Annotated in this window: 16 protein-coding genes, 1 tRNA gene and 1 riboswitch; of the genes, 9 read left to right on the top strand and 8 right to left on the bottom strand. The window is 61.4% G+C overall.

All coding sequences use genetic code 11. The features are described 5' to 3' along the window. The first annotated feature begins 67 nt into the window (after positions 1-67). Complete coding sequence (locus N2600_RS01020; protein ID WP_170279281.1) at positions 68-346, top strand: hypothetical protein; 279 nt, start codon at positions 68-70, stop codon at positions 344-346. A gap of 339 nt (positions 347-685) precedes the next feature. Here the strand turns inward: N2600_RS01020 and N2600_RS01015 are convergent, their stop codons facing one another. Continuing rightward, a complete protein-coding gene (locus N2600_RS01015; RefSeq protein ID WP_170279280.1) occupies positions 686-1834 on the bottom strand; it encodes a helix-turn-helix domain-containing protein in 1149 nt (382 codons plus the stop codon). Between the two features lie 353 nt (positions 1835-2187). On the opposite strand from N2600_RS01015, the gene N2600_RS01010 reads away from it, so the two are divergent. The 5 genes from N2600_RS01010 to N2600_RS00990 are packed head-to-tail and all read left to right on the top strand — an operon-like array spanning position 2188 to position 7610. Then, entirely contained in the window at positions 2188-3234 is a 1047-nt protein-coding gene (locus tag N2600_RS01010) for a UDP-glucuronic acid decarboxylase family protein (protein WP_170279279.1), read from the top strand. After that, entirely contained in the window at positions 3234-4220 is a 987-nt protein-coding gene (galE, locus tag N2600_RS01005; protein ID WP_260297721.1) for a UDP-glucose 4-epimerase GalE, read from the top strand. The genes N2600_RS01010 and galE overlap by 1 nt, the downstream gene beginning before the upstream one ends. Beyond that, a complete protein-coding gene (locus N2600_RS01000) occupies positions 4217-6124 on the top strand; it encodes a glycosyltransferase family 2 protein (protein WP_260110001.1) in 1908 nt (635 codons plus the stop codon). The genes galE and N2600_RS01000 overlap by 4 nt, the downstream gene beginning before the upstream one ends. Positions 6125-6143: 19 nt before the next feature. After that, entirely contained in the window at positions 6144-7082 is a 939-nt protein-coding gene (locus N2600_RS00995) for a glycoside hydrolase family 26 protein (RefSeq protein WP_260111093.1), read from the top strand. Positions 7083-7100: 18 nt separating this feature from the next. After that, positions 7101-7610 (top strand): DUF995 domain-containing protein, encoded by a 510-nt coding sequence (locus N2600_RS00990; protein WP_260110000.1) that lies wholly within the window; start codon positions 7101-7103, stop codon positions 7608-7610. Between the two features lie 130 nt (positions 7611-7740). On the opposite strand, the gene N2600_RS00985 is transcribed toward N2600_RS00990, so the two are convergent. Then, a tRNA-Gly gene (locus N2600_RS00985) sits at positions 7741-7814 on the bottom strand. 59 nt (positions 7815-7873) lie between these two features. Beyond that, complete coding sequence (locus N2600_RS00980) at positions 7874-8968, bottom strand: 2'-deoxycytidine 5'-triphosphate deaminase (protein WP_017966879.1); 1095 nt, start codon at positions 8966-8968, stop codon at positions 7874-7876. A gap of 73 nt (positions 8969-9041) precedes the next feature. Beyond that, positions 9042-9120, top strand: a riboswitch (SAM riboswitch). A gap of 42 nt (positions 9121-9162) precedes the next feature. Between N2600_RS00980 and N2600_RS00975 the strand changes: the two genes are divergently transcribed. Both N2600_RS00975 and apaG read left to right on the top strand, forming a co-directional pair. Then, positions 9163-10347 carry an O-succinylhomoserine sulfhydrylase gene (locus N2600_RS00975; protein WP_017966878.1) on the top strand — a complete coding sequence of 395 codons (1185 nt, stop codon included), beginning with the start codon at positions 9163-9165 and terminating at the stop codon, positions 10345-10347. Between the two features lie 259 nt (positions 10348-10606). Then, a complete protein-coding gene (gene apaG / locus N2600_RS00970) occupies positions 10607-10999 on the top strand; it encodes a Co2+/Mg2+ efflux protein ApaG (protein WP_020486188.1) in 393 nt (130 codons plus the stop codon). Positions 11000-11247: 248 nt separating this feature from the next. Here the strand turns inward: apaG and N2600_RS00965 are convergent, their stop codons facing one another. The 3 genes from N2600_RS00965 to N2600_RS00955 form a co-directional block, all read right to left on the bottom strand. Further along, the gene (locus N2600_RS00965) at positions 11248-12240 is read right to left on the bottom strand and encodes an Hsp33 family molecular chaperone (protein ID WP_017966876.1); all 993 of its coding nucleotides are present in this window, start codon (positions 12238-12240) and stop codon (positions 11248-11250) included. A 91-nt stretch (positions 12241-12331) separates the two neighbouring features. Next, the gene (gene argF / locus N2600_RS00960) at positions 12332-13246 is read right to left on the bottom strand and encodes an ornithine carbamoyltransferase (RefSeq protein ID WP_017966875.1); all 915 of its coding nucleotides are present in this window, start codon (positions 13244-13246) and stop codon (positions 12332-12334) included. A gap of 39 nt (positions 13247-13285) precedes the next feature. Then, positions 13286-14485: an aspartate aminotransferase family protein gene (locus N2600_RS00955; protein WP_260297720.1), complete on the bottom strand. Its 1200-nt coding sequence runs from the start codon at positions 14483-14485 to the stop codon at positions 13286-13288. Between the two features lie 419 nt (positions 14486-14904). On the opposite strand from N2600_RS00955, the gene N2600_RS00950 reads away from it, so the two are divergent. Further along, entirely contained in the window at positions 14905-15438 is a 534-nt protein-coding gene (locus tag N2600_RS00950; protein WP_017966873.1) for a GcrA family cell cycle regulator, read from the top strand. A gap of 256 nt (positions 15439-15694) precedes the next feature. On the opposite strand, the gene phoB is transcribed toward N2600_RS00950, so the two are convergent. Beyond that, on the bottom strand, positions 15695-16378 hold the full coding sequence (phoB, locus tag N2600_RS00945; RefSeq protein WP_003545181.1) for a phosphate regulon transcriptional regulator PhoB: 684 nt from the start codon (positions 16376-16378) through the stop codon (positions 15695-15697). 147 nt (positions 16379-16525) lie between these two features. Continuing rightward, positions 16526-17239: a phosphate signaling complex protein PhoU gene (gene phoU, locus N2600_RS00940; RefSeq protein WP_017966872.1), complete on the bottom strand. Its 714-nt coding sequence runs from the start codon at positions 17237-17239 to the stop codon at positions 16526-16528. Between the last annotated feature and the right edge of the window lie 35 nt (positions 17240-17274).

The following is a 17274-nucleotide window of genomic DNA, read 5'->3' as shown; positions in this document are numbered from 1 at the left end:
TTCGTGTCGTGAACTCTATCCGGCGAGGTGTAGAGTGATATTATCCACGGCATTGGGAGGGATGGACATGAAAGCTGCAACTATCGGCCTCGTCGGCACGCTCGTTCTCGCGGGCTGCAACACCGTCAGCTACGGCGGACCGGGCCTCGAACCTATCCCCGGCAGCATTACCTATAGCGGCCAACCGCGCACTAAACTCACCAAATCACCTGTTGGTTCCGCCTTCCCGCATGATTTCATTGACCAATACGGCCGGCAGGTGGAGGAGACCTACATCATCCAGCCCGACCGGAGCCTGATCATCGGCCATCGGCAATACAAGCCGATCCGGTTCTTCGGGGATTAGGCTTGGTCGGCGTGGTTTGCGGGAGATGGAGCGGTGAAGGGCAACCTTGCGCTATGAGCGATCATTGCTGGCATCGCAAAATTGACTATTCTGCGACGCTGCATATCGCCCGGTCATTGGCGCGGCCGGCCAGGTGACGTGGGGGGCAGCACGGGTGGTGTGCCCCAAGTGGAACAGCTTGCCATTACCGTGCCGGTGATCTTGAGGTTGTTGTCCTTTTGCATCTGGCTCAGCGCCGCGCGCGTGTCCGTCGACGACGCCAGTCAGGAAGCCAGCGTAATGACGTACGCAGTCAACCCCGACAGCACGTGGATGACGATCCGCCTGAGACCTGTTAGATCAACGCGACAGGGCCAGCCAATCACCGATCGTTTTTCCGTAACGCCGCGTGGAGCGGATGGCCGGAGCCGGCCGCTGTTGGGTTGCCGCCGTCCTTCGGATCTCACGCGGGCTCAGCCCGAATTCGTGGATGAAGGCGCGCGTAAAATTGGCGGCGACCTCGAAACCGGCGGCTTCTGCGATTTCCGCAATCGGCCTGTGGTCGGCCGAATTGTTGAGATCCGCATAGGCCTGCAGCAATCGCCGCTTGCGAATATAATTGAGCACGCCTCCGCTCGCCTCAAACAGCTGGTAAAGCCGCGTCCGCGAAATCCCCAACGCGCGGCACATCATGTCCGGTGTCAGGTTTTCCGAATGGAGATTGACGTGAATGTAGCGGTGCGCCCGCTCCATCAGTCCCATGTTGGTCTGGTTTTGACCGGTGTCAGTCGTTGTGGACGATGCGGCGCCCGCAACGACCATATCGCCGATGGTTTGGATGATCCGGGGCACTTCCTCTATCGTCAGATTGCCGAGGTTCGTTTCGAGGCCCGTGAGATAACCCGTGAGCAACTCGGCGTGGCTGCCGGAAAGAACGGTGTTGCCGGCGCTCTGGAGAAGGCTCGCATCGCGAGCCAGCAGCTCATACGGCAGGAACACTAGCAAGGCTTCGGTATCGGTCATCCGTCCGCGATACGGGCTGCCGACAGACATGAAAAGTATCTCGCCGGCACTGGTCTCGGTGACACGACGGTTGACCTCGGTCCAGGCTTGGCCGCTGCGCTGCAGGGCGACGTTCCAATGGTCGATGGGGCTCGATCGAAGCATGGCCTGATCGCGGACATATCTGTGGGCCTGCGCGCGTTGCTGGACGATGAGGATATCGCCGAGGTGCCAGCCGATCTGCTCCGCGAGGAACCCGTCTTCCGGTGATTTTCCCTCCGGCAGATGAACATCCACGAGCGGCGCCATATGTGCCCGCCAGGCCTGGAATTGTTCTGCCGGTGGCAGGTTCTGCGTCGAGAATCGCAGCGGCTCAAGTGCAGGGGAGGCATGGGGTGGGCGTTCCTTGCGCAAGGCCGGTTCACGCGGCCAGCGCCGCCGCTCCATATGCGCCGGCCGTTCCTGTTCCGCGGCAGCATCATCGTCGGAATCAGACCCTGTAGTCATCCAATTCCTCCAGCGCATAACCCGACCCGAGCCATGGAAATTGAGAAAAGCAATTGTTTTTGCGGCTGAAATCTCCGCAGAACTCCGTCTGAAAAAGCGGAAGTGCTCGACGAGTCACCTCCATGAGTTGCTTATCATATTCCTTTTCGCTCCGAAATGTACGGAGCGATAATTTCCAGGACGTGAGGATAACGACAATAGCCTTTCTTAGCTGTATCTAAATAAACATCGGTTCGTTCCAAAAGAAAAACCGGACGAACAAAATATTCGCATGATTGAACGACTTAATTTCGCTGTATAGCGAAGTACATACCGAATATCCCATAGCAAAACCTGAAACACGGGAGGTAGTCGTGAACTATCTTGGTAAGATTCGTGCGCGCTCTGTGCAAACTTCGGCTGGTGATGCAAATAATCCATCCGGAATATCTCGTGCTCCCAAGAGAGTTCTTGTCACCGGCGGCGCAGGCTTCCTCGGATCACATCTGTGCGAGACGCTTTTGGCCGCCGGACACCAGGTGATCTGCCTCGACAACTTTTCCACCGGCATGCGGCGCAATATCGTCCATCTGAAGCGAGTCGATCGCTTCAATGTCGTCGCCCACGATATCGTCCAGCCGCTCGATCTGGAAGTCGACGAGATCTATAATCTCGCCTGCCCGGCATCGCCCCCGCATTATCAGGCCGATCCGATCCATACGACAAAGACCTGCGTGCTGGGCTCCCTCAACCTTCTGGAGCTGGCCGCGCGCACCGGCGCACGCATCCTTCAGGCATCCACCTCCGAAGTCTACGGCGACCCGAACGTCCACCCTCAAGTCGAAAGCTACTGGGGCAACGTCAATTCGTTCGGGCCGCGCTCCTGCTACGACGAGGGCAAGCGGTGCGCAGAGACGCTGTTCTTCGACTTCCACAAGACGCACGGCGTCGAGGTCAAGATCATCCGCATCTTCAACACCTATGGCCCGCGGATGCGTCCGGACGACGGCCGCGTCGTCTCGAATTTCATCGTTCAGGCCCTGACGGGGCAGGACATCACGATATATGGCGACGGTTCGCAGACCCGCTCGTTCTGTTTCGTCGATGATCTCATCGGCGGCATGGTCCGCATGATGGCCTCACCGTCGTCGCTGACGGGGCCTGTCAATCTCGGCAATCCGGGCGAATTCACGATCCGGGAGCTGGCCGAGCAGGTGATCGGATTGACCGGCTCGCGGTCGCAAATCATCCACCGCGCTCTGCCGGTTGACGACCCCCGTCAGCGTCGCCCCGATATTTCGCTTGCCATGCAGGAACTCGACTGGCGGCCGAAGATCGACTTGTCGAGCGGCCTTCGTCAGACGATCGACTATTTCGATGGCCTTCTCACCCGTCCGGCACGCGAACTGGAGGCGGTCTGATGGATGCGCCCCGGGTCCTTGTCACGGGTGGTGCCGGCTATATCGGCAGCCACACCGCCAAGCTCCTCCGCTCGGAGGGGATTGAGCCTGTCGTCTACGACAATCTCACGACCGGAAACCGTTCGTCCGTGCGCTGGGGGCCCTTCGTCGAAGGTGACGTCCTCGACTCGTCATGCCTGATCGAGGTCATCGAGAAATATGCTCCCGATGCCGTTATCCACTTTGCCGCCTCGGCCTACGTGGGCGAGTCCGTGGAAAACCCAGCGAAATATTACAACAACAATGTCTGCGCTGCATTGTCGCTTATCGATGCCTGCCGGCAGACGGGGCTTCAGAACGTCATCTTCTCATCGAGCTGTGCCGTCTACGGCGTCCCCTCCGTGCTGCCGATCGATGAGACGTTGCCGAAGGCTCCGATCAATCCCTACGGCAAGACCAAGCTGATGTTCGAGCATATGCTCGCCGATTATGCGGCGGCCTACGGCCTGCGGTATGTTGCCCTGCGTTACTTCAATGCCTGTGGAGCCGATCCGGACGGCGAGCTTGGCGAATGGCACGTTCCGGAAACCCATCTCATTCCGCGGGCGCTGCTCGCCGCGGCCGGCCGGATTCCGCACCTGGAGATATTCGGCGATGATTACGATACCCCTGACGGCACCTGCATAAGGGACTATATCCACGTCGCCGATCTCGCGCGCGCCCATGTTCAGGCCTTCACTCATCTCGCCAAAGGCGGAGCAAACCTCACTGTCAACCTCGGCACCGGGCGGGGTTTTTCCATCAGGGACGTCCTGCGCGTGATCGAGGAAACGACCGGGTGCGAAGTCCCGGTCGTCATCCATCCACGCCGGCCGGGCGATCCGGCCAGCCTCTACGCCGACGCCAGCCTGGCCCGCGAGACGCTCTGCTTCCAGCCTCGATATTCCGACCTCGAAACCATCGTGCGGACGGCGGCTCCGTTCTTCGGACTGGAGGCGCGCGCGTGACCGAACTTGCGATTAGCCAAACAACGCATGCTCCGGAACCCTCGCACGAGCCGTTTCTTGTCCCGGTTCTCACAGGACATCGGCGGGCCGAATATCTGTTCTTGACGGCCGTATGGGCCTGCGCCTTCGCCTATTTCTGGATCTGGTGGCTCGAGCCGCGCCATCACGTCGATCTCTTCGGCACAATTACGGTGAGCCTGGTTCTTGCCTGGGTTACCGCTCTGCCGGCCTATTTCATCGTCGTCTTCTATCGGGCGGCAAGACCGAACGGTCCCTTGCGCCTGCCGGCGGGCAGTCGAGTGGCCATGGTCGTGACCAAGGCGCCGGCGGAACCCTTCGCGGTCGTCCGTGAAACCCTGCTGGCAATGCTTGCCCAGGAGGTGGAACACGACACCTGGCTTGCCGACGAAGACCCTTCCCCCGAGACTCTCGACTGGTGCTCCGGGCACGGGGTCTTCGTCTCGACCCGCAAGGGGCGATCCGATTATCATCGGACATCGTGGCCCCGGCGCACGCGGTGCAAGGAAGGCAATCTCGCCTTTTTCTACGACCACTACGGCTACAGCCGTTACGATTTCGTGGCGCAACTCGATGCGGATCATGTTCCCGCGCCCGACTATCTCTTCCACATGCTGCGTCCGTTCGCCGATCCAAAGGTCGGCTATGTCTCGGCCCCCAGCATTTGCGACAAGAACGCTTCCGAAAGCTGGTCGGCACGTGGAAGGCTTTATGCCGAAGCCAGCATGCATGGCTCGCTCCAAGCCGGTTACAATGGCGGCCTGGCGCCGCTGTGCATAGGGTCGCATTACGCGGTACGCACCGTCGCCCTCCAACAGATCGGCGGCCTCGGTCCGGAGTTGGCTGAAGACCATTCGACGACATTGATGATGAATGCCGGCGGCTGGCGGGGTGTGCATGCGCTGGATGCCATCGCCCATGGTGACGGCCCCAGAACCTTCAGCGATCTCGTGACGCAGGAATTCCAGTGGTCGCGCAGCCTGGTCATGGTGCTGTTGCGGTACACGCCGAGCCTCGTCGGCCGGCTGCCGCCCCGACTCAGGTTCCAGTTCCTCTTTTCGCAACTCTGGTATCCGCTTTTTGCGTTCTTCATGTTGCTCATGTTTGCGTTGCCGATCATCGCGCTCGTGCGCGGCCAGAACTTCGTGACGGTGACCTACCCCGATTTCCTGGCGCATTTCGCACCGCTTTCTATCGCTCTCGTGGTGATGGCTTATCGCTGGCGCGCCAGCAGCTCGTTCCGCCCCTACGACGCCAAGATCCTGAGCTGGGAATGCATGCTCTTTCTCTTTGCGCGCTGGCCCTGGGCGCTGGCCGGCACGCTGGCTGCGGTGCACGATTTCGTGACAGGCTCCTTCGTCGATTTCCGCGTCACGCCGAAAGGGCGGTCCGAAGTCGATCTGCTGCCGGTGCGTGTCCTGGCGCCCTACGCTTTACTGGCGCTCATCGCCGTATTGCCCGCCCTGGCAATCGGCCATGCCGGTGCCTCCAAGGGGGGTTACTTCTTCACCATCCTGAACGCGGCAATCTACTGCGCGCTGCTGTTGGTCATCGTCGGGCGCCATTCGAAGGAAAATACCGTTGCGGCGGCCCCGCGTTTCTACCGTCCCGCGATGGCGACCGCGCTGCTTGCGCTCGTCGCGCTGCCGGGGCTTGCAACCATCATGCGCGGAAAGGATGCGGCCGAGGCACTCGCCTGGGGCAGCGGCCGCCTTCAGCTGTTCGAAGAGCGCTATGCCGTCTCCGGTGCGGGCCTGGGCGGGACCGCCCTGCGCACGATCTTCTTCAAACCACGATGGATTTCCGATCCGGAGGAGATCCAACTGAGAACGGATGCCGCTCAACCGGAGTTGCGGCCGAGCGTGGAGGAATTACACAATGCATAGCCCATCCAAAATAGCCCTATTGTCGTTAACCGGCCTGCTGCTGTCGGGAGTCGCGGTCCTGCCGCCCGCCCTGGGCAGCTTTGCCGAAGGGCAGCCGCTTGCAATGACGACATCGTCCATTGCGCCGCCGACCAAAATGCCGGTTGTCACGAACGAGTCGATCACGTTCGGCGCCTATGACCCGCACGGAGATTTAGGCGCCTCGTCCGATTCGAAGATCGAACACCTCTTCCTGCCCTGGGAAGATGTCGACCTGCGCACCCTCGCCCTCGCCGACGATTATGCGCAAGCGCGTGGCCGCACCCTGCTGATCTCGGTCGAGCCCTGGACCTGGTCGACCGATTGGCGCCAAACCCCGCAGGAACTGCTGCACAGCATCCTCAACGGTTCGCGCGACGCGAACATGGCCGCCGTCTGCTCGACTGCTGCCAAGCTGAAAAGTCCGGTCATCATTCGCTGGGGACAGGAAATGGACGAAACCGACAGCCAGTTCTCCTGGTCGCATTGGCAGGGCGCCGATTATGCCAAGGCCTATCGCCGGATGGTGGAGGTCTGCAAGGTCCACCTGAAGACGGCCAAATATATGTGGTCCCCGAAGGGCAATGAGGGGCTTCAAGCCTTTTATCCCGGCAACGATGTCGTCGATCTCATCGGGCTCTCGGTCTTTGGCCTGGAGCGATACGACAGGGACAAGACTGGCCGTGACCAGACATTTGCCGAGCACCTTGCGCCCGGATACGCCCGTGTCGCCGGTTACGGCAAGCCCATCATGGTTGCCGAACTCGGCTACGAAGGCAGCGATTCCTACGTGCGAAACTGGGCCGAGAGCGTAACGAAACGCTATCCTCAGTTCCCGGCGCTCAGCGCCGTTATCTACTTCAACGACCGCGAAGTCTATCCGTGGCCGGACGGCTATGGCCGCCCCGACTGGCGGGTCGTCCGCGAAAGTATCAATTGAACAAGAAGGAACCTGACCATGTCCATGCTTCAAAAAATGCTCCTGGCCGTGGCTCTGACCAGCGGTATCGCCACGGCCGCGTCCGCTGCCGGAACCAATGAGCCTAAGGGCATAGAGACCGCAAAGCCGATGAGCAGCGCGGAAATCTATCGGCTCTACAACCAGAATTCCTGGATGTGGAAAGCCGGCGCCGGCTACTTCTCTACAAAGGCGCGTCGCTTTACCGCCTGGTCTCGGGAAAATGGCTCGCCGTCCTTCGGCACGGGCCGCTGGTTCATCACGGAACCGGGTAAACTCTGCTTCAACGCCGACTGGCACGCCAAGACCGGAACGGCGACGGCAATCACCTGCTTCAGCCACCGCAAGAAGGGCGGCCTGATCTATCAGAAACGCGAACCGGACGGTCAATGGTACGTTTTCAAGAGCGCACCGGCACAAGCCACCGACGAATTCGCAAAGCTTCGCCATGGCGACTACGTGAGTTCTCAATTTGGGGGAATTGAGATGAGCGTCAGTAAGACCAGATAAAGGCGAAGTTAGGGGTTGCGCGCGGCCGAGGCGCCATCTGTTTCCTTGTAGGCGCCGATGCCTGCGCGCAACCCTTTTCATAAAAGATCGCGAAGTGCCTTGAAAAGGCGGCGAACGGGCTGAGGGTAAATGGAGCGGGTGAAGGGAATCGAACCCTCGTATTCAGCTTGGGAAGCTGCTGCTCTACCATTGAGCTACACCCGCGATGAAGCGAGATTTCCAACAGATAGGGGCCGCTGTCAAGTCGCGCCTGACGCAACGCTTCAGATGCGGAAGTGCTTCGAGAGTTTGAGGCCCTGGGCCTGGTAGTTGGAGCCGAGGCCGGAGCCGTAGAGGCTTGCGGGCTTTTCCTGCATGTGTTCGTAGACGAGGCGGCCGACGATCTGGCCGTCTTCGAGGATGAAGGGCACTTCGTGGCTGCGGACTTCGAGCACGGCGCGGCTGCCGCGTCCGCCGGCAGGCGCGTGGCCGAAGCCCGGATCGAAGAAGCCGGCATAATGGACGCGGAATTCGCCGACCAGCGGATCGAACGGAGTCATCTCGGCGGCATAATCCGGCGGCACGTGCACGGCCTCGCGCGAGACGAGGATATAGAACTCGTCGGGATCCAGGATCAGCTCGTTGCGGCCGCGGCTGTGGAGCGGTTCCCAGAAATCGAAGAGGTCGTGCTCGGCCTTCTTGTCGACATCGACGACGGCGGTGTGATGTTTGCCGCGATAGCCGATCAGGCCGTCCTTGTCCCCGGCGAGGTCGATCGACAGGGCGATGCCGCCGCCTGATACGTTGGGCAGCTTGCTGGCCACCAGCGTCTCGCTTTCATGCAGCTTCAACAGTTCGGGCTCGCCGAGCAGGGCCTGACCGACGCGGAAACGGATCTGCGACAGGCGCGAGCCGCGGCGCACGACGATCGGGAAGGTGCGCGGGCTGATTTCGAGATAGAGCGGGCCGGAATAGCCTGCCGGGATCTTGTCGAATTCCTGGGCGTAATCGGTGATGACGCGGGTGAAGATATCGAGGCGCCCGGTCGAGCTCTTCGGATTGGCCGAGGCCGACATGTCGGCCGGCAGGGCCAGGCTCTCCATCAGCGGCACGATATAGACGCAGCCGGTTTCGAGCACCGCCCCCTCGGAGAGGTCGATCACATGCAGGCTCAGCCGGTCGAGCTTGTCGGCAACCAGGTGCGAGGGGCCGGGCATGAAGCTGGCGCGCACGCGAAAAGCCTTGGCGCCCAAGCGCAGGTCGAGGCTTGCCGGCTGGATCTGGTCGCGGTCCAGCTCCCGTTCGGAGATCAGACGCCCCGTTTCGAACAGCGCGGAGATCGCGCGATCCGCCAGAATTCCCGTTTCGCGAGCCATCATGCCTCATCCATCATTTGCCGCCGACAAAACCAAACTCGGGGAATTGACGCAAGCAGCTAACAGCAGTATTGCAGAATTATCCCGTGGTGATTTGGCCGGTCGGCTTGCAGCCACGTTAAACAAGTGGCTAAAAAGACCGGGTTGAAACCGGTCTGCTTTTGCGACCGGTTTTTTTGTTATGTGAAGGTGATGGCATGAGCAAGACCTGGCGCCCGGCAACCCAACTCGTCCACGGTGGCACGCTGCGTTCGCAATATGGCGAGACGTCCGAGGCAATCTATCTCACCCAAGGCTTCGTTTACGAGACATCGGAGGCGGCCGAAGCCCGCTTCAAAGGCGAGACGGAGGGCTTCATCTACGCCCGCTACGGCAGCCCGACCAACGACATGTTCGAAAAGCGCATGTGCATGCTCGAAGGCGCCGAAGACGCCCGCGCCACCGCTTCCGGCATGGCCGCCGTCACCGCGGCAATCCTCTGCCAGCTGAAATCAGGCGATCATATCGTCGCCGCCCGCGCCCTCTTCGGTTCGTGCCGCTGGGTCGTCGAGACGTTGGCGCCGAAATACGGCATCGACTGCACGCTGATCGACGGCCGGGATCTGGCGAACTGGGAAAAGGCGATCACGCCAAAGACCAAGGTGTTCTTCCTGGAAAGCCCGACCAACCCGACGCTCGAAGTGATCGATATCGCAGGCGTCGCCAAGCTCGCCAACCAGATCGGCGCCAAGGTCGTCGTCGACAACGTCTTTGCGACGCCGCTCTTCCAGAAGCCGCTGGAACTCGGCGCCCATATCGTCGTCTATTCCGCCACCAAGCATATTGACGGCCAGGGCCGCTGCCTCGGCGGCGTCGTGCTTTCCGACAAGGAATGGATCGACGAGAACCTACACGACTATTTCCGCCATACCGGCCCGGCGATGTCGCCTTTCAATGCCTGGACGCTGTTGAAGGGCATCGAGACGCTGCCGCTGCGCGTGCGCCAGCAGACCGAGAATGCGGCGAAGATCGCCGATTTCCTGGCCGAGCAAGGCAAGGTCGCCAAGGTGATCTATCCCGGCCGCAAGGACCATCCGCAGGCCGATATCATCGCCAAGCAGATGACCGGCGGCTCGACGCTGGTCGCCTTCGAGCTGAAGGGCGGCAAGGATGCGGCCTTTGCGCTGCAGAATGCGCTCGAGATCGTCAAGATTTCCAACAATCTCGGCGACAGCAAGAGCCTGATCACCCATCCGGCGACGACGACGCACAAGAACCTGACGGAAGAGGCGCGCGCCGAACTCGGTATCTCGCCTGGAACGGTCCGCCTTTCGGCCGGTATCGAGGATACCGACGACTTGATCGAGGATTTCGCGCGGGCGCTTGCCAAGGTCTCGGCCTGATCGGCAGTCATAACGGCCGGATATCACGCGGGGTCCGGCCGGTCCTCACCAAGGTGAGGCCAGATCTCACCAAGGTGAGACCGGGGGGAACAAGTTCGTCCGCCGCGGCGTTCCGAAGCGGAATTAACACTGACGATTAGGCTTAACGATCGAAAACCTTTCGGATCACAGCCGTTTCAGCGATGATAACTGTTCCGTTTCTTGACGGACAAAGCCTCTTATAAGATACGGGTAACATATCTTGATTAAGGTGCAAGGCATGTATCGCGCCCTCACAAGAGAGATCGAAGTCGTCGTCGAGCCGTTCTATCTGGAGGAGCAATCCGATCCGGAAGACGATCGCTATGTCTGGGGTTACCGGATCGTCATCAGCAACAATTCCAACATAGCCGTTCGGCTGGTCAACCGTTACTGGAACATCACCGACCAGAACGGCCAGGTGGACGAGGTGACCGGTCCCGGCGTTGTCGGCGAACAGCCGCGGCTCGGCCCCGGCGACACCTACGAATATTCTTCCGGCTGCCCGCTCGATACGCCCTCAGGGCTGATGTTCGGCCATTACCAGATGGAAACGGACGAAGGAGAGATGTTCGATGTCAACATCCCCGCCTTCTCGCTGGATTCGCCTGGGCTGCTGCGCGTGCTTAACTGAGGCGCAACAATTGAGAGGTCATTTTCCGTCAGCGCCACGTTTCTGAGACGTCTTCGACGCCCGGCTTCTGGGAGATTGCTGAGACCTGCCCCTCATCCGCCTGCCGACACCTTCTCCCCGCTCTTGCGGGGCGAAGGGGACGTGTCGCGACCTCTCCGTTTCCCACCAACCTTTCGTATGGCACGTCCCCTCGCCCCGTTTTTACGGGGAGAGGGTTAGGGTGAGGGGCACCATTCGCGCGAACCAGCCTATTCGGCCGGCTGAAGCTCGGCCGGCTCGAAGCGGTAGGTGGTCGAGCAGAATTCGCAGGTTACGGCGATTTCGCCGTTTTCCTGGCTGGCTTCGATCTCCTCGGCCGAAAAGCCCTTCAGCACGCCCTTGATCTTGTCGCGCGAGCAGCTGCAGCGGTCGAAGACGGCGCGCGGTTCGTAGACGCGGACGCCACGCTCGTGGAACAGGCGAAACAGCAGCCGCTCGGTACCGACAAGCGGATCGGTGAGTTCATCGGCATCGATGGTCTCGACCAGCGAACGCGCTTCGAGCCAGGCGTCGTCCTCGCCGTGCGGGCGGCTGCCGGTGTCGCCGTCGCCGCCGTGGAGATCCGGCTGGCGCATCCGCTCCGGCGCTTCCGGCAGGAATTGGGCGACGAGGCCGCCTGCCCGCCAGCGATGGCGCGGCTTGCCGGCATCGTCACGATCGAAGAGCTCGGCCGCGGCAAGGCGGACGCGCGTCGGGATCTGCTCCGACTGGCGGAAATAGACGCCGGCAATTTCTTCAAGCGTCGTGCCGTCGAGCGGAACGATGCCCTGGTAGGGCTGGCTGAACTTGCCCTGGTCGATGGTAAAGGCGAGCACGCCCCTGCCGAGCAATTGCTCCGGCTCGGTTTCGCCTGACTCGATCGCCTTGTTGAGCAGCGCCCGATCGAAACGGGCATAGGCGCGGACATTTTCCGGCGTCGAGAAATCGGCGACGAGAAGATCGACCGGGCCGTCGCCCTTGGTCTGCACCGTGAACTTACCGTCGAACTTCAGCGAGGTGCCGAGCAGCACCGTCAGCACGACGACTTCGGCAAGCAGCCGAGCAACGGGTGCGGGATAATGATGGCGCTCGAGGATCGCATCGAGCATCGGGCCGAGCTGGACGGCGCGACCACGCACATCCAGCCCCTCCACCTGGAAGGGGACGACATGGTCATCGCCGGCGAAATCGAACTGGCCGAGGGCGGCTGCAGCTTCTGCCATGGCTTTTCACTCCTACTTTCCAGAGCGATGGGCCAGCGTGCCCGCCGCTCGCGCGGTCGCGAGTTTGTGACTCGCGACGTCCGATTATGGTTCAGATCGCGCCCAGGCACCAAGCAAGAATCGACTTCTGCGCATGAAGACGGTTTTCCGCCTCATCGAAGACCACGGATTGCGGACCGTCGATCACTTCGTCCGTCACTTCCTCACCGCGATGGGCGGGCAGGCAATGCATGAACAATGCATCATTGCCGGCTTTGGCCATCAAGGCCGCGTTGACCTGATAAGGCTGGAAAACATTGTGACCCCGGGCCCGATGTTCCTGATTCATGGAGACCCAGGTATCGGTCACCACGCAATCGACGCCGGCGACCGCACGGTCGGCATCATGGCAAAGCATGATTTCGGCGCCCTCATTGCGGGCCCAGTTCAGATAGTGATCCTTTGGCTCCGAGCCAAGGGGTACGGCCATGTTCATGCGGTAGCCGAAGCGCGCGGCACCCTCGACCAGCGAATGCAGCACATTGTTGCCGTCGCCGGTCCAGGCGATGGTCTTGCCCTTGATCGGGCCGCGGTGCTCTTCGAAGGTCATGATATCGGCCATGATCTGGCAGGGATGGGTGTCATCCGTCAGCGCATTGATCACAGGCACGGTCGCGTGCTCGGCGAGCTCGACCAGCCGCGAATGCTCGGTGGTGCGGATCATGATCGCATCGACATAGCGCGACAGCACCTTGGCGGTGTCGCCGATCGTCTCGGCGCGGCCAAGCTGCATCTCGGTGCCGGACAGAAAGAGTGTTTCGCCGCCGAGCTGGCGCATGCCGACGTCGAAGGAGACGCGGGTGCGCGTCGACGGCTTCTCGAAGATCATCGCCAGCATCTTGCCGGCGAGCGGCTTATCACCCTGGCCTGCCTTAAACGCCTGCTTGCGGGAAAGCGCATCGTTCATGATGGTTCTGAGATCGGCTGATGTGACCGCCGAAAGATCTAGGAAATGTTTAGGGCTCATGTCTTCTTACCTGTGCTGCGCCCGAAGGCGGCAATCTCTTCAAGCCGTCTTCTTGACCTTGGAGGCGCGAATGCTCTCGGCGGCGCGCTCGACGCGGGCCAGACCCTCGCGGGCTTCCTCGGCAGTGACCACGAGCGGCGGAAGAAGGCGGATGACGTTGTCGCCGGCAGGCACGCCGAGCAGATGGGCGGCGCGGATCGCCTGCAGCAGTTCGGCTGAGGGAACGGCGGCCTTGATGCCGAGCAAAAGGCCCTCGCCTCTGATATCCTCGATCACATTGGGATAACGATCCTTCAGCGAAGCGAGGCCCTGGCGGAAGACAAGCGCTACGTCGCGCACATGCTGGAGGAAGCCATCGGCAAGGATGATGTCGAGCACGGCGCTGCCGACGGCCATGGCAAGCGGATTGCCGCCATAGGTCGAGCCATGCGTGCCGGCCTTCATGCCGGAGGCGGCCTCCGACGTGGCAAGGCAGGCGCCGAGCGGGAACCCGCCGCCGATGCCCTTGGCGACAGCCATGATATCGGGCGTGATACCCGACCATTCATGGGCGAAGAGCTTGCCGGTGCGGCCGACGCCGGTCTGGACCTCGTCGAGGATCAACAGCAGGCCGTTCTCGTCGCAGAGCTGGCGAAGCGCCTTCATGAACTCGTTGGTGGCAGGGCGCACGCCGCCCTCGCCCTGCACCGGCTCGATGAGGATGGCGGCCGTAGCATCGGTGATCGCGGCGCGAACCGCTTCGATGTCGCCGAAAGCAACCTGATCGAAACCCGGCGCCTTCGGGCCGAAGCCTTCCAGATATTTTTCCTGGCCGCCGGCGGCGATCGTCGCCAGCGTCCGTCCGTGGAAGGCGCCTTCGAACGTGATGATATGGAAGCGCTCGGGATGACCCTTGGAAAACTGATAGCGGCGCGCCGTCTTGATCGCGCATTCGAGCGCCTCGGCGCCCGAATTGGTGAAGAACACCTTGTCGGCGAAGGTGGCGTCCGTCAGCCGTTTTGCCAGACGCTCCTGGCCGGGGATCTCATAGATGTTCGACAGGTGCCACACCTTGTCGGCCTGCTCCTTCAGTGCGCCCACAACATGCGGATTGCTGTGGCCGACGGAGGTGACGGCGACGCCGGCGCCGAAATCGAGATATCGCTCGCCGCTTTCGGTGATCAGCCATACGCCCTCGCCTCGCTCGAACCGCAGCGGGGCACGAGAATAGGTGTCATAAAGCGGCGCGGCTTCAGCCATGGCGCGATCTCCATCAAGTTGCCGGGCAATGACTCCGGCTAAGGAAACCAGGCCCGAAAAATCAAAAATGCCGCCTTGCGGCGGCGAGTGGCACTATTTCCTTTTCGCGCTGCAATGTCAACAAAACGGCGCCCTTAGCGTATGCAGCAAGAGTGTACAGCGGCATTTCCAGTCATCAACAGGCATTATTGCAGAAATGACACGCAGGGGCAGCAAGTTGGGGAAAACTACGAATTCGATTCATCCGGATTCATGCGACTCTTGTCACGGAGTCAGGCTCACACTAGGTTAAAGATCAATTACTAGACTGCATGCGGCGGAACTAGTCACCAAAATTGATCAAGCGTTTCTTGTTTCGGAGCTCCCGGGACAACGGTGAGGGATTCTGCCATCACCAACGCAGAAGGTGGAGACAGGGCATGAACTGGACAGACGAGCGGGTCGAGAAACTCAAGAAACTTTGGGCCGAAGGACTGAGCGCCAGCCAGATCGCTGCGCAGCTTGGCGGGGTCAGCAGAAACGCGGTCATCGGCAAAGTGCATCGGCTGTGCCTCCCCGGCCGTGCCAAGGCCGGCGGCACCAACACCGCGGCGCGAACGCCGAAGCGCAATACCTCGGCGCCGCGCGCGCCGAACTACGCCTCACGGGTCACGACCCGCACCGTTACCCGCCAGCAGGGCGCGACCATGCTGAAGGAAGAGATCGAGATCGAAACGATCGAGGAAATGGAATATGTGCCGAGAGGCAATGTGGTGGTGCCGATTTCCCGACGCCTCGGCCTGACGGAGCTGACCGAACGCACCTGCAAGTGGCCGGTCGGCGATCCGCTGAAGGACGACTTCCATTTCTGCGGCTGCGAGTCCCCCGACAATTCGCCTTATTGCGGCTATCACCAGAAGCTTGCCTACCAGCCGGTCAACGAACGCCGCCGGGCGGCAGCCCGGGCCAGCTGAACGGGTGATCATTGCTAGAATGACGAAACGGGCCGAGTGGCCCGTTTTTTATGCAATTTTGGTCCGTGCGGATGGCTGCCCCTCATCCGCCTGCCGGCACCTTCTCCCCGCTTGCGGGGCGAAGGGACATGCCGCACCCTCTCCATCCCCACCAACCTTTCGCGGGGCACGTCCCCTCGCCCCGCTTACGGGGAGAGGGTTAGGGTGAGGGGCAGACGTTAGCACGAGCCCTTGTCAGTAACCAGAACGGAAGCCCTCAGGCTTCCATCGAATAGCCGGCGCCGCGGACGGTGCGGATAACGTCCTGCATGTTGGAGAAATTCAGCGCCTTGCGCAGGCGGCCGACATGGACGTCGACGGTGCGCTCGTCGACATAGATATCGTGGCCCCAGACGCCATCCAACAGCTGCGAGCGGGAGAAGACCCGGCCCGGCGACGACATCAGGAATTCCAGCAGGCGGAATTCGGTGGGGCCGAGGCGGACTTCACGGGTCTTGCGATGGACGCGATGGGTCTCGCGGTCGAGCTCGATGTCACCGCATTTCAGCACCGTCGACAGCACCTCGGGACGGGCGCGGCGCAGCATCGCCTTGACGCGGGCAACGAGCTCGGGGGTCGAGAAGGGCTTGACGACGTAATCGTCGGCGCCCGTCGACAATCCGCGGACGCGCTCGCTCTCTTCGCCGCGCGCCGTCAGCATGATGATCGGCAGGCGCTCGGTTTCCGGCCGCATGCGCAGCCGCCGGCAGAGCTCGATGCCCGAGACGCCGGGCAGCATCCAATCGAGGATGAGAAGATCGGGAGTGCGCTCCTGAAGCCGCATTTCGGCTTCGTCGCCACGAAGAATGGTATCGACCTCGAAGCCTTCCGCTTCGAGATTGTAGCGAAGAAGCACGCTGAGGGCTTCCTCGTCTTCAACAACTGCAACTCTCGGGATCATGCGTATCGGTCTCCTCGCGCATGATCCTTAAACCGGGGGTGATTTAAGCAATGCATCCTGCGCAAACTCAGAAATTGGCTGCGACCTCTTTGCGCGCCCGGACGGGCGCGCACGCAATTGACTGGTCCGGGCGACTGGCCCGGACGGTTATTCCGTGACCGCGCCGACGGTGTTGGCGCTGTCGTCCTTCGGACGGTCGCCTTCCGGCTGCGCGCCTGTCGTCATGTAAAAGATCGTTTCGGCGATATTGGTGGCGTGGTCGCCGATGCGCTCGATGTTCTTGGCGCAGAAGAGAAGATGCGTGCAGCTGGTGATGTTGCGCGGATCTTCCATCATGTAGGTCAGGAGCTCGCGGAACAGCGACGTGTACATCGCGTCGATCTCGTTGTCGCGTTCGCGGATCGCATTCGCCTTGTCGGCGGAACGATTGGTGTAGACGTCGAGCACTTCCTTGAGCTGGACGAGCGCCAGCTCGGACAGATGCTCAAGGCCGCGGGCGAGCTTGCGGGGAACGCCGGTGCTTTGGACGGCGATGACGCGCTTGGCGGTGTTCTTGCCGAGGTCGCCGACGCGTTCGAGATCGGCGGCGATGCGGATCGAACCCATGATTTCGCGCAGGTCCGCAGCCATCGGCTGACGGCGGGCAATGGTGACGATCGCCTTGTCGCCGATTTCGCGTTCGGCATGATCGAGGATCACGTCGTCGGAGATGACCTTCTGCGCCAGCGCGGTATCGCCATTGACGAGCGCCCGGACGGATTCGGCGACCATCTGCTCGGCCAGACCGCCCATTTCGGAAATCCGCCTGGACAGGAACTTCAAATCATCATCATAGGCAGAATAAATATGTGTCGATGCCATGGGGCTTTATCCTCGAATAACGGGAAGGCTTGGTG

It is taken from the genome of Rhizobium sp. WSM1274 (assembly GCF_025200775.1).
GTDB classification, from domain to species: Bacteria; Pseudomonadota; Alphaproteobacteria; order Rhizobiales; family Rhizobiaceae; genus Rhizobium; species Rhizobium leguminosarum_I.
This window is presented reverse-complemented; position numbering and strand designations above follow the sequence as displayed.

Bases quoted from the DNA above. Each gene is read 5' to 3' on its own strand.
- N2600_RS01020 (WP_170279281.1), top strand. From the start codon at position 68: ATGAAAGCTGCAACTATCGGCCTCGTCGGCACGCTCGTTCTCGCGGGC.
- N2600_RS01015 (WP_170279280.1), bottom strand. From the start codon at position 1,834: ATGACTACAGGGTCTGATTCCGACGATGATGCTGCCGCGGAACAGGAA.
- galE (WP_260297721.1), top strand. From the start codon at position 3,234: ATGGATGCGCCCCGGGTCCTTGTCACGGGTGGTGCCGGCTATATCGGC.
- N2600_RS00990 (WP_260110000.1), top strand. From the start codon at position 7,101: ATGTCCATGCTTCAAAAAATGCTCCTGGCCGTGGCTCTGACCAGCGGT.
- N2600_RS00980 (WP_017966879.1), bottom strand. From the start codon at position 8,968: ATGATGGCTCGCGAAACGGGAATTCTGGCGGATCGCGCGATCTCCGCG.
- N2600_RS00975 (WP_017966878.1), top strand. From the start codon at position 9,163: ATGAGCAAGACCTGGCGCCCGGCAACCCAACTCGTCCACGGTGGCACG.
- apaG (WP_020486188.1), top strand. From the start codon at position 10,607: ATGTATCGCGCCCTCACAAGAGAGATCGAAGTCGTCGTCGAGCCGTTC.
- N2600_RS00965 (WP_017966876.1), bottom strand. From the start codon at position 12,240: ATGGCAGAAGCTGCAGCCGCCCTCGGCCAGTTCGATTTCGCCGGCGAT.
- argF (WP_017966875.1), bottom strand. From the start codon at position 13,246: ATGAGCCCTAAACATTTCCTAGATCTTTCGGCGGTCACATCAGCCGAT.
- N2600_RS00955 (WP_260297720.1), bottom strand. From the start codon at position 14,485: ATGGCTGAAGCCGCGCCGCTTTATGACACCTATTCTCGTGCCCCGCTG.
- N2600_RS00950 (WP_017966873.1), top strand. From the start codon at position 14,905: ATGAACTGGACAGACGAGCGGGTCGAGAAACTCAAGAAACTTTGGGCC.
- phoB (WP_003545181.1), bottom strand. From the start codon at position 16,378: ATGATCCCGAGAGTTGCAGTTGTTGAAGACGAGGAAGCCCTCAGCGTG.
- phoU (WP_017966872.1), bottom strand. From the start codon at position 17,239: ATGGCATCGACACATATTTATTCTGCCTATGATGATGATTTGAAGTTC.